The sequence below is a fragment of the Bacillus mycoides genome, assembly GCF_001757995.1.
Taxonomy (GTDB): domain Bacteria; phylum Bacillota; class Bacilli; order Bacillales; family Bacillaceae_G; genus Bacillus_A; species Bacillus_A mycoides_B.
Genome location: NZ_LXLV01000086.1, coordinates 1 through 12,130, shown reverse-complemented (window position 1 = coordinate 12,130; position 12,130 = coordinate 1). Strand labels below are relative to the sequence as shown.

7 protein-coding genes and 2 pseudogenes are annotated in these 12,130 nt (G+C 31.9%); 2 read left to right on the top strand and 7 right to left on the bottom strand.

Annotation, left to right across the window (positions count from 1 at the left end):
- Positions 1-291: hypothetical protein (locus BWGOE10_RS33040; RefSeq protein WP_171903156.1), on the top strand; the 291-nt coding region annotated here is incomplete at its 5' end.
- Positions 292-1,199: 908 nt separating this feature from the next.
- Here BWGOE10_RS33040 and BWGOE10_RS27870 read toward each other — a convergent pair.
- Both BWGOE10_RS27870 and BWGOE10_RS27865 read right to left on the bottom strand, forming a co-directional pair.
- On the bottom strand, positions 1,200-3,026 hold the full coding sequence (locus BWGOE10_RS27870) for a S8 family peptidase (protein WP_070146094.1): 1,827 nt from the start codon (positions 3,024-3,026) through the stop codon (positions 1,200-1,202).
- A gap of 610 nt (positions 3,027-3,636) precedes the next feature.
- On the bottom strand, positions 3,637-4,188 hold the full coding sequence (locus BWGOE10_RS27865; protein WP_070146093.1) for a cupin domain-containing protein: 552 nt from the start codon (positions 4,186-4,188) through the stop codon (positions 3,637-3,639).
- A 415-nt stretch (positions 4,189-4,603) separates the two neighbouring features.
- On the opposite strand from BWGOE10_RS27865, the pseudogene BWGOE10_RS27860 reads away from it, so the two are divergent.
- A pseudogene (locus BWGOE10_RS27860) lies at positions 4,604-5,349 on the top strand (tyrosine-type recombinase/integrase); the annotation flags it as partial.
- A gap of 55 nt (positions 5,350-5,404) precedes the next feature.
- On the opposite strand, the pseudogene BWGOE10_RS32230 reads toward BWGOE10_RS27860, so the two are convergent.
- The 5 genes and pseudogenes from BWGOE10_RS32230 to BWGOE10_RS27835 all read right to left on the bottom strand — a co-directional run.
- Positions 5,405-5,843 (bottom strand): annotated as a pseudogene (locus BWGOE10_RS32230) (PD-(D/E)XK nuclease family transposase); the annotation flags it as partial.
- A 132-nt stretch (positions 5,844-5,975) separates the two neighbouring features.
- Complete coding sequence (locus BWGOE10_RS27850; RefSeq protein WP_070146092.1) at positions 5,976-6,860, bottom strand: Rpn family recombination-promoting nuclease/putative transposase; 885 nt, start codon at positions 6,858-6,860, stop codon at positions 5,976-5,978.
- A gap of 296 nt (positions 6,861-7,156) precedes the next feature.
- Positions 7,157-7,369 carry a hypothetical protein gene (locus BWGOE10_RS27845; protein ID WP_070146091.1) on the bottom strand — a complete coding sequence of 71 codons (213 nt, stop codon included), beginning with the start codon at positions 7,367-7,369 and terminating at the stop codon, positions 7,157-7,159.
- Positions 7,370-8,743: 1,374 nt separating this feature from the next.
- Entirely contained in the window at positions 8,744-9,532 is a 789-nt protein-coding gene (locus BWGOE10_RS27840; RefSeq protein WP_070146090.1) for a GNAT family N-acetyltransferase, read from the bottom strand.
- A 486-nt stretch (positions 9,533-10,018) separates the two neighbouring features.
- Entirely contained in the window at positions 10,019-10,822 is an 804-nt protein-coding gene (locus tag BWGOE10_RS27835) for a cupin-like domain-containing protein (RefSeq protein ID WP_070146089.1), read from the bottom strand.
- Positions 10,823-12,130: the final 1,308 nt, after the last annotated feature.

The following is a 12,130-nucleotide window of genomic DNA, read 5'->3' as shown; positions in this document are numbered from 1 at the left end:
AACGGTGGACAAAATGCTGGGCAGGGTTTCACTGCTAATCCGATTGCAACTAATATTGCGGCTGGTGGTCAATGCCTACCGGTAATCTCTGTTGTAACGCCTATGACACCATTGATTTCTCAATTGGTGTGTAACGGTGGACAAAATGCTGGGCAGGGTTTCACAACTAACAATCAAACTGGCTCAATAAACCTACCTACTGCTTTAAACCAATATAAGCAATATTTGAAACAAGTTATCGAACAGATTGAAAAAGTGGAAACAAATTGTGACAATAATCAAGTAAATTAATGAAAAAAGTTTAATCTCGTTAAATAGACAACTATAAAAAGGCCATAATGCAGCAACCGTTTCACGGTATTCCACCGGGGAACGGTTGTAACCATTATGGATGTAGGAAAGTTATATTAGTACTGTACCTATCGCTTAGTTGAATTGACGGTTGGTCCTTTATTGTTCCAAATTAAAATCCCCATCTATTATAATTACACCATTATATCCCCCCTTCCTCATAAACAGTTATACTTCTTCAGAGTATGATTGAAGGGAATTCTTTACGCACAGCATCAGGTATGATTCGAAGTCAACTTCTCAAACACGGCTAGACATAAATTATTAATGGATTAAAACAAATGGATTTTGAACAGTTTCCATGTATTTTGAATGGAGGAAATTTAATTCCTATACTCGAATAAAGTTAAATGAAAAAATGTAAATGTTGGAAATGAGAAACTTCTATATAAAGGGGAAAAAGCCTTTGTTCTTAATCTAGAGGCCGCCACAAATCCTACTTTCGTTCTCAAATCATTGACGATAAAATTAATGATGCTGGTAAGGAATAATTAATAGTTATCTAACTATTGTGGAGTCTCAGGCGTGTGTTCAAGCAAGAAGCTAATATTTTACATATAAAAAGGAAGATAGATGAGGCACTTTGAATGTTACTGTTGAGATGCGTAGGCTCGTTGAAAATCTAATGGAAATAATAATAAAAAACGTTAGGTTTTAGTTAACACCTAATATAATTTATCGATATTTCCTATAGTAATTTCCCCTTATTTAAAATGAATGACCATCAATAAATTACTTAGATTGGTGGGGAAATTTATTCAATAGATGTTGTTATTGTTTTGGGTATTGGAATAAAATGTATTTCGGTATCCAAAACAATTTTAAGAAAGAACCGTAACAGGTTCTTTCTAATTATCAACTGTTGTTACTGTTTTTACGGCTTTTACGGCTTTACTTGCATCAATTCTTCCTAAACCGTATCGATTATTCCATCCTTGACCATCTGGTGGATTTCTCCTTGCTGCATTCTTTATAATTTCTCGGATTTGGTCTATGCTGAGATTGATACAACTAGCCTGAGCTTCAGCAAGAACTAATGCAATAACACCTGATACTGCTGGTGCCGCCATACTCGTACCTGACATCTTTGTCACACCATTTAATGTGCCAGAAGCTGCTGCTATTACAGCATGACCCGGTGCGCTAATCTCTGGTTTTTGTCGACCATCACGTGTTGGTCCTGCACTTGAAGATATATAAATAGGAGTATCAGGGACATGTGCATCATAGGCACCCACTACAATACTTTTATGTCCACAAGAGATTGAATCTAAAGTATGCGTATTATTTTGAGGTGAAATAAAGCTAGATTGACCACGAGGAAGATCCCTTTCAATCCAAGCATGAAAAGCACCATGATTTACTCTTGTGCCATGGAGACGAACTGTCCAAGTACCTGTGGGTATTCCTTTCTCTAGGAAAACACCTATTTCATTGTCATTGTTGTTTGGGTCGTTTTTTCGATTTGCCATAAACACCAAGGTGTTCCCTTGATCGTCCAGTACTTTACAATTTTCTTCAAGATTAATCTTGCCGATACTATCTCCTTCAGGATTAATGAGCTCTAAAAGGAACTCATCCTCACCTTTATACCATATTTCAAGCTCATTAAACGTAAAATCTTTATCATTTATTTTCCAGTGAAGATCAAAAGAACCTCCATTAGGTACTAAACCTTCAGCATGAATACCGTGGTTATATGAATTACCAGCCGCAATAACTACGGCACGATTAGGTTTTTCAATTAAAAGACCATCTATCCCCTGTTCAACAAGGGATGTTCCATCATGTGAACCACCATATGTTCCTAGGCTAATATTAATTACACAAGGTCGCTCTCCAGCCAAATCAAAAATGAATTTTACTCCATCAAGAATCTGTTTAGAGTCTCCAAGCGTTGAATTAACAACTTCTTCCCCTATCCAAGGAATATCACTAGGAAAAGCTTGTACAAACACTATATCTGCATTAGGAGCCACACCGGGGATACCAGTAATACGCCCATTACCAACGGCAATATCCATTACATGTGTACCATGCCTTGGAGCTTCTGGGTCAAAGGGGATTATAGGATAACCCAAGGTTTTATATGGCTGAGGAGAATTCAATGCACTATTGATTTGATCACTAGTAAAGACTCTCCCATATTCAACAGAACTATCGGTGCTTTTCTCCGCACTCTGATCCCAGATAGCTAGTATCCGTGTTGATTTGTCTTGATTTTGGAAGTTTTGGTGAACAAAATCACAACCGTCATCTATTATCCCAACCACTATGCCCTGACCTCCATAATCCTTTGCAGCACCTGGTGGTAGGAGATTACTCCTTGCAGCAATCTCTTCAATTGTTCTTTTTAACAAAGGTTTTACTGGTCTAACGGCTTTCAAGCTTAACACAACTTGTGACTGTCGTATCTTCTCCAATTCAGTCAATTCAACTTTAGCTGTCACGATTCGACCTGATTTATCTGGTGCCATAGTGATATCATTAGTTTGAAGGACCCCCGGAATAGTGCTCCAAGCATAAAGATCCTTCACTTTTGCGATTACAGATATTTCTTTCTCTGCTGTAGTAATTCCTAGGGTATCCATATCCTGCTGACTTTTTGCAATAATCCTTTGTAGTCTTGGATCGAGATTTACTGGAATCTGTTCCTTGTTCTTTTCTAATCGCATAGTTTTCCCCTCTCAGTAGATACGAAATTTTTACATAAATAGTATGTTCATCCCTATGCTTAATATGTAATGTTTCCAATAACTGATTAGTCCTAATTTTGTTGTTATAGAAATTAGGACTAATTTAGCAGTTACCTTTTAAGCTATTAATACTGTACCTGAAAAATTATATATAAAGAACATATTGATCAAATTCAGCTGTGCTTCATCCCAAGATATAGAAGGGGAAATTCTAAATTATTTCAAAGGAGTTGTGGATGCAATCGCCTTAGCTTCTGCTACATCAGCAACTCCCGATTTTCCGCCGGTATTCTACAACATAAGGGTTTGTTCGGGTTCTGTCTGTAATTATATCTACTATCATGTAGATACTGTAAATTGTAAATGGCTTGCAATGTCCACTGGCTGGGTTGGCTCTTCCAACTACGACGAATGGAATATCAAGTAATCTACTGGTGGTACAATTTCCTCAATTCTATATAACGCGGACACTAGTGACGACACCGCTATGTTATGGACAATATTCTTTTAAGAACAGACATGTTACACGTTCTCATATAATTGAGTGGTTTAGATGTAATCTGAAAAAGTAATAATATAGCAAAATTGGTTATGAGATTGGCGGTCCAATCACTACTGATTTAGTTATCGGAGCTAGTGCTTCACTTATTTGTTTAGCATCAATATTATAAGTTACTTGAAATAATTCTGGAGACATCAATCTAAGCATGTCAGAACCATCGAGCGTTTCAAAGTGTTCATTATTCAAGAAAATATGAAGATGTACTTTGTCAGAAACAGCCGTAACCCAATGCAACCATCCCATGGGTATAAATACTACTTGGCCATTAGTCGCTGGATAATGATGTACTTGTTTAGTATTAGGATCAAGAATGGAAAAAATTATTTTTCCAGATACTACAACATTTAGTTCCCATGCATTAGGATGCCAATGTGGTTCCCTAACATTATCTTTAGTAAGAAAAAGATTTGCAAAAGCTCCATCAACCATTGCTGGTAATTGTGTCCCCGTTACCTTATAAATAATATTATTATCGTCTTTTTTGAAAGAAATATTATCTCGCGAGTCAAAAAAAAGATTTGGCGTTCCAGAATGTTTTTCAAAATTAGTTTTATCTGGATTGTACTTAGAATTAAACATTATTTTCTCCAACTTTCATGTAAATATATATAAATCCATTTTGTTATTGAACTACGGTCTTAAAAACACTAATTTAAGTTCATTTACATTTCATTTGTAAAGTATTTTTGGGTGATAGATAAGGTATAAAATTTCAAAAATATTTACAATATCCCTTTTACAAAAATATCAGTTTTTATATGATAATTTCTGATATGAAATTTACCATTGTGATTTATATACATGAGTAGTTCTCCTTAGATTAAACAGTCGACTATAGTATGTGCACTATTTATAAAAAATACAAATAGTAGATAACACCCGGCATTTAAAGGAGAACATTGCGAGGAGGATTATATCGTTAAAAATGGTGTTTGTGTTTAAATTTACAAATGAAATCCATCTTTGGATTTCATTTGTTGTATAGAAAATATACAGAACTCTATATGCATGTGATTTAAGCTAGTTCTATTTTTTTATCAAACAAAATGCAGAATTTCTACAGCAGGATGTGAAGGATAATGGAGTTGGCCAAGTTTGGAGGAACCTTAGAAAACGGCATATCCGTAATTACCAAAAATGGTTGTCACGAGAGGCAATCTCCTACCAATCAAAAGAAAAATATAAAGTATATAGTGTCTATAATTAGTCGAAAGCTTGGTGTTACGTTCTTATTTAAGATGGTTATATGAGATCCAATATAGTCAGCAACCTCTTCATGTAGAGATATTAAGTACAACCGTAGGGAAACATCATAAACCAAAGCGAGAATTATCCTCTGAGGAAGTAAAACAACTACTAAGTTATTATCAAAATAACGAAATCAATTACGCTCTATTATCATTTCTAGCGACAACTGGTTTACGTGTGGCAGAAGTATCCCACGCAAAGTGGGAAGACCTTGAAGACGATTCAATGCATGACCGTTATTATTTAACGTTTGCTACAAAAGGTGATGATGAGAGGATTATTTCTATTAATGAAGAAGTCTATAATCGTATAGCTGCGTTTCGTGTACGCAGGAGATTGCCTATTGATAGTGGAAGTAAAAACGGTGGGACTATATTTCAAACAAATAATCATACTTCCTACAGAGAAAATTATCTATCTCAGTATATTTCTAAGATCATCAAAGAGACTGAACTAACATTCACAGAGAATATACGCATCACCCTCACTTTTTCTCATGAATAGTATACAAATTTGTATTTAACATAAGTTCTGTAAGTTTTTATATTTACTTTACTTTCAAGATCATTTCTACTTCCTCCGAGCTTAACTTACTGGCTTTTGCAATCGTTTCAATTGGTACACCAAGTTCATGCATACCTTTAATCATTTGAATTTTCCCTTGCTTCATACGCTTGTCGGAAAGAAGAATCTTGGCTCATACGTTCCCATTTATTCATTACTTTTTGTAAAATTGGATCTTGGTTCATCGCAATCTCCTCCAATGTTTGGGTTAAGTGTTCATCTTCATTCGCTGGTAGTAGTAATAACCAACGAACAAAGGAATCTTCTCAAGGATTAATTTGTTCATTACGCTATTGTTGAATTAGTTGTGGAATCTCTACAATATGAATTTCTATGTCATCACTTAGTATCTGTTGCTGATTCCATAAGATTCCTGTAGTGTGAAGTGCTTCGTATTTTGGAAACATCACGAAGTTTAATAAATAGGCAGATAGAAACGCTGGTTATCATATTAATGAACCAGATGTAGGTTAGAAATATACACTTAAAAATTATGGTGGTAATTAACAAATAACACCAACAGATATATCAGTTGGTGTTATTTGTTAATTTATTTATGATTGTAAAATTTCTTGTATCTCTTCAATACGTAAATTTGTAAACCTTGCAATATCTTCTATTCGCATTCCATTTTTGTACATACCACGAATAAGTTGCATTTTACCTTCTTCTATTCCTTTTTTAATCCCTTGCTGCTCTGCATGAGCGAACTTAGCGGCCTCATCCATGAGAGCTTTTTCCCTTGCTTCATACGCTTGTCGGAAAGAAGAATCTTGACTCATACGTTCCCATTTATTCATTGCTTTTTGTAAAATAGGGTCTTGGTTCATCGCAATATCCTCCAATGTTTGGGTTAAGTGCTCATCTTCATTCGCTGGAAGCAATAACAACCAACGAACAAACGAGTCTTCCCAGGGATTTACTTGTTCATTCCGCCACTGTTGCATGAGTTTTGGAATCTCTACAATATGAATTTCTATATCATCACTTAATACTTTCTGTTGTTGTTGATTCCATAGAATTCCTGTTGTATGGAATTCCTCGTATTCAGAAAACATAACGAAATTTAACAAATTAATCGTAATTGTTTTATGGAGAGAACTATATGGCATTCCTTTTTGAAGTTGGGACGTGTATAGCCTTCCCCAGTAATATAAACTTCTCTTAATCATATCATGATTATTATTTAGCTGTATTTCCACATTTACCTTCGTTCCCGTATCTAATGTTGCGGAAATATCTAAAATCGATAATTTATCCTCTTCATGTTCTCGATGCAAGTGTGGGTCTTCTAATTGCAAAGAAACAATAGGGGATTCTAAAGAACCTTGTAACATTGCATTTAAAAACGCAATTAGAATATCCTCATTTCCACTTGTACCAAATAATTGTTTAAAAGCAAAATCAATGCGTAAATTCACTAATTGTTGGTTGGTCATGGGTTTTCCTCTCCCCATTTCATAATATGTGTTTCTTTCATTGTACAAAAAGGAGTGATAAACATGCAAACAAACTCTTATTTCAACATACATAAGGGTTTGAATAATTTTATAGGGATTTAACAGTGCGTATTTACTATAAACTTCATTTATTGTTCGTATTTAATGAATGGAAATTTCAAAGGGTCCGTTAGTGAAAGAAATCTATTATTAACAAATACAAAATCAATGGAAAACTCTTTTTCAAATTTTTAAATGAAAAATAAAAAGTCTTGTTTATCACAAGACTTTTCTCTTCATTTTGGTTCAATTATATATCGACCATCCTCTGAACTACATAAACTTGCAGTATCAATTTTCACGCGACATGTACCTAATCGTCGTTTTACTTCTGACTGTAATTTTTCATTTGCTTCTTCTAAAGAACTTGCTGGAATGATTGTAGATTGTAAGTTTGTTACTTTGCCACCATACATTATTGAAAATTCTATTTCATATCGATGTATCATGGTTCCTTCACTCCCCTTGTTTTCCTTACAATTCACTCTTGTTATTACCAGATCTTTATCCCTTGTAGATGTATACGCATTTGTAGTACATACAGAAATTTTCTTAATTAGGTGATTGAAATTGCCGACACTAAAAGTTAAAAGTACTTGTAAAAAGGATATCCTTTGTTTCCCATAAAGAACAAAAATAAAGTAGACTATTACATAATCAATAAAAAATTTATATTTGCAATTATCATGTGTTTCTTTATAATGACGACTATTCCTGCTAAGACAAACTTGAATACTCCGTTGCTTAATAAAATATATGCAATAACTTTCAAAAAAATCATTGTTCCATCCCAGTTCGCTGATAAATTCATCTAAACTATCTAAAAGGTCGAATAATAAACAAGATTGTATTTAATATCAAAGTGTATAGATACCTTATTTGAGATCGATTACAAACCAATGTAAACAGTCACTTTCTTTGAAAACGAAACAAAATTTATTTTTTAGTTGTTTCAATAATTTGGATGGATTTTCAAGATGAGTTTTGGAGTTTAAGACTAGGCAAAGAAAATGTGCATCCACTAAGAACATTTAGAGATAGGTTTACTTCTGGGGAGATATGGTATGCGCTTTATGGATGGAAGGAAGCTTCTGTATTCGAATCTCATAGTATTAGTGATGGGATTGAAGGAAAGAAATAAAGATGGGGAACAATGGAAGATTTCGTGATAGTAAAGAATTAAGTGCAGTAATAATATCATTTCCAGGAACTACATGTATTTTAGAAAATCCATATAAAAAATAGAATTAGAAAAGTCTTCTATAATGGAATTAAAAAATATATTAAACAATCGTTGATAGATTTTCAGGGGGGCTGAAGAGATATATTTATCATTTCAACTCTTTTATTGTAGTATTGAAAAATATTTCTAATTAAACCTCATTTCAAATTAATAGTAGTATAGGAAATGTACATAAAAAGATCACTTGTCTTGGAAACAGGTGATCTTTTTATTAGATAAATTGCTACTTGCCAACAGCAGGTAGTTGTTATCCTATTCATATGTTCTGTAAATATTATAACACAATTCTTTTGGATAAAGTGACAACTTAGCACTATGTTTTTGCTCTTTTAGTAGCCATAGAAGTTAATTTTTAGGGTAGTTCTTAAGTTTGTATTGTTAGTAATTGCCAGGGTTCAATATACTAAGAAAGATTAAAGGATTAATAGTAAAGTAGAAATATAAAGTATAGATAAAAGTGGATTCTATTCATTCAAACGATAATTGAGAGATTTTGTGAATGTATGAAAATGGATATTAGTTTATTTTTACTACACTTGTTAACTAAATATTTCTTAAAAACAAAATGAGTTGATTTTTTCTATCCCTTGTGAATTTCTTTAATACTTTTTCCTTCTAAAAATGCATGTCCTGTCTTAATTTTTTCTACTGTTTCAAATCCATACTTCTCATACACTTTTTCTACTTTTTCATTTATTGGAATCACCCAAAGATTATCTAGTCCTCTATTCATTACTTCACATTGAATAAAATGAATAAGTTCACCTATTAATCCTTTACCTCTAAACTTTTCAATTGTAGCTACACTTTCCATTCGGGCCTGTTTCTCATGTTCAAAAATACAAGCGATGGAACATGCTACTCCATTGTATCTAAGCAGATAGTGAGTAAATGCTGGATGTTGGAATTCCTCTTGAAAAGCCTTTTTTCTAACTTCGCCGCCTCCAAGCTCCTTTATATTACATTGAATATCTAAAGCTTCTTCAAAATTTAATTCAGATACCCTTTCAATAGTAACTTTTTCATTTTTATCTTTTTTAATTAATTCCTTATTCCATAATTGGATTGGAAGTATTAATTCTTCGAATCCAAAATTCCTTATTTGTAATTCAGAAATCAGTTTTTCTTGCATATCTAAGTTGTATATATAAAATCTAGGTACTATATTTTTATTCTTGTAGAAATGAACTACTTCATCTACTATCATTTGTGGATTTAAACTTACTACACTTACATGTGCATGATTTGCATCATAATAATATGGGTTATTTTCATTACAAAATATAGAACCCCATGATTTCTCTATTTGGCTAGTAAAGGTTTCAAAATATGCAAAATCAAGCTCAAGAACATTTTTTAAACTAGTCATACAGTATTCCCTCTTCTCTATTTTTTCTTCAATATTTTTTATAATTTATTATACATTTGAATATTTTAATGAAAATTCAATATAAATTTCCGACTATTAGTTTACATTTATTCCCCCTTAATCATTAATTTTAGTGCGAATTTCCAATTACCCTCAAAATCCATTAGAAAAATATAAATTGAAAACAATACAAATAAAGAAAGTATAAATAAAAAGGAAAAAGCTAGATTTAGACTAGCTTTTTCACATAATTCCTATTAATGATAATTAAAATCAAACTGTAGTTTTTTAAAAGATTTGGATTATTTCTTTAGGATATATTCTATATGTATATTCTGAATTTATATATGTATATCAAACTATTGCATCCATTAGGAATCTCTTCAACTCTCTTTATCTTCAAAAAATGTTTGTACCAGTACCATCTCAAATACCTTATTACGTCTTATAAGTATTTTGATATTTGAGATTCAATCTTTCGACTATTTAATCTTGGACGTTCCAATCATTCTTTTTGATAACAGATTTTAAATAAGGCCATAAAGACACATCTGCATTTGTGGAATTGATATAATTTTCTGTTATTGAAATCCCACTCTCTTCATTTACAACCTGATGCCACCATCCTGATGGTGTATACATAACTTCCCCTGCTTTTTGTGTAACAATAATAGGCTGAGCTTTTTTAAACAATGGAAATTTTTCGAAGTCTGGATTAAATACATCTACTTCTCCATCATATAAGTAAGGAGCTTGATCTGGAGAGAAGAATGCCCATTTCTTTTGTCCTACTATAACTGCATTCCAAGCACTTGTCATACAAAAGTCAATATGTAGAGAAGTACCTGAACCCTTTGGTCCTATGTAAATCCATTTAGGTTCATTTAATATTCCTTTTGGTATATTATCGATCCAATTATCGCCGAATGCTGTTATAGCTTGATATTCTTCACTAATTTCAGGTGTATTTTCCGTGAATGTCCAATCACAATACCATGGATTATCCTCAAAATCACCTTTTTTTATGTAATCTATATATTCCCCTAAACTAGTTTCGTACAATTCTGTATTAGTTGGAGGTCTACATGTATGGATAGTTATAATAGTATCTCCATATTTTTCTTTAAAATAGTCAAATGACCATTCTTTCGTTGCTTTCCAATTATCAATTATTCCTGTTAATAATACCGGCTTGCTCTTAAGTGCGTAATTCGTTAAGAACTCTTTGTCAGTAATGCTATCTACTTTATCAATTTTATTAGTTTGATCGGATACTAATAATTTATTCAAAATATTTCACCCCAGTTTAAATAATTTGTAATGTTATCATGCTTAGTTTTTGCTCTTGTGTCAGAAAATATTTTAAGCTAAGAAACTATAGTATATATATTTTGTAATAGAACGTTTGTTTACTTGCTTTTTTATCTTGTATATAAAGAAAGAAAATGAACACCATCAATAGGTATTTCACTATGAAGTAAGTGCAAATATTTCACCCCTCTTTAATTATGTCTCCCAGTCGTTAAGATTTTAATATCAATACTAATAATTAATTTTCAGTATAATATTTAACAAAACTTTAATGTTCTATTTTCAGGTAATTAGATCATTAATTATATGGAATATTAAGAAAACTATATAAATATTCTTTTGAAAAGTCAATATTTTTTAAAAAATGAATTAAATGTTAAATTTTCAATAGATTGATTAGAATTTATGTATTTTATTTAATTCAGGGTATGAAATCGAATATAAAAGAACCAATTAATTTTAGATATTGGATTGAAATAAATCTTAATTTCAAAAAATATATATATGAAGTAAATAATAAAATAGCCCTGATACATTATTGAATTTTAAGAATTGTGTATTAATTTTTATATGGATTAAATTTTAAAATACATAACTTGTAATTCCGAAATAATAACTCAAGATTCATAAGTTTTGAAAAAATCTGTAAATATTTATAAAAAAAGATTAAATGTTGTTGAAATTCAGATAATTCCGTGATATTCTACAAAGGCACTAAGGAAAAAATAACCTGCAATACCATTAAGAGGTTTATGTTCCTTTTTTTCAAAATAATAATAAAAGAAGGTGAAGATAATTTTTCTAAATAATAAGCGTATTGATGGATTTATTCACAGATTAGATTGATTCATTGGATTGATTTATTAATATAAATCGATTTCAAGCCAAAGATTTGAGAGGAGATGAAAAAAATGAAAGTAACACGCAAAACTACACGTGAAATGACACACCGTTCATAATAATTGATTAAAAAATTGGATGTAATTTCAAGCTGAAGATTTGAGAGGAGATGAAAAAAAATGAAAGTAACACGCAAAACTACACGTGAAATGACACACCGTTCATAATAATTGGTTAAAAAATTGGATGTAATTCCAAGCCGAAGATTTGAGAGGAGATGAAAAAAATGAAAGTAACACGCAAAACTACACGTGAAATGACACACCGTTCATAATAATTGATTAAAAAATTGGATGTAATTTCAAGCTGAAGATTTGAGAGGAGATGAAAAAAATGAAAGTAACACGCAAAACTACACGTGAAATGACACACCGTTCATAATAATTG

Coding starts and splice junctions, on each gene's coding strand:
- BWGOE10_RS27870 (WP_070146094.1), bottom strand. CDS start 3,026: ATGCGATTAGAAAAGAACAAGGAACAGATTCCAGTAAATCTCGATCCA.
- BWGOE10_RS27865 (WP_070146093.1), bottom strand. CDS start 4,188: ATGTTTAATTCTAAGTACAATCCAGATAAAACTAATTTTGAAAAACAT.
- BWGOE10_RS27850 (WP_070146092.1), bottom strand. CDS start 6,860: ATGACCAACCAACAATTAGTGAATTTACGCATTGATTTTGCTTTTAAA.
- BWGOE10_RS27845 (WP_070146091.1), bottom strand. CDS start 7,369: ATGATACATCGATATGAAATAGAATTTTCAATAATGTATGGTGGCAAA.
- BWGOE10_RS27840 (WP_070146090.1), bottom strand. CDS start 9,532: ATGACTAGTTTAAAAAATGTTCTTGAGCTTGATTTTGCATATTTTGAA.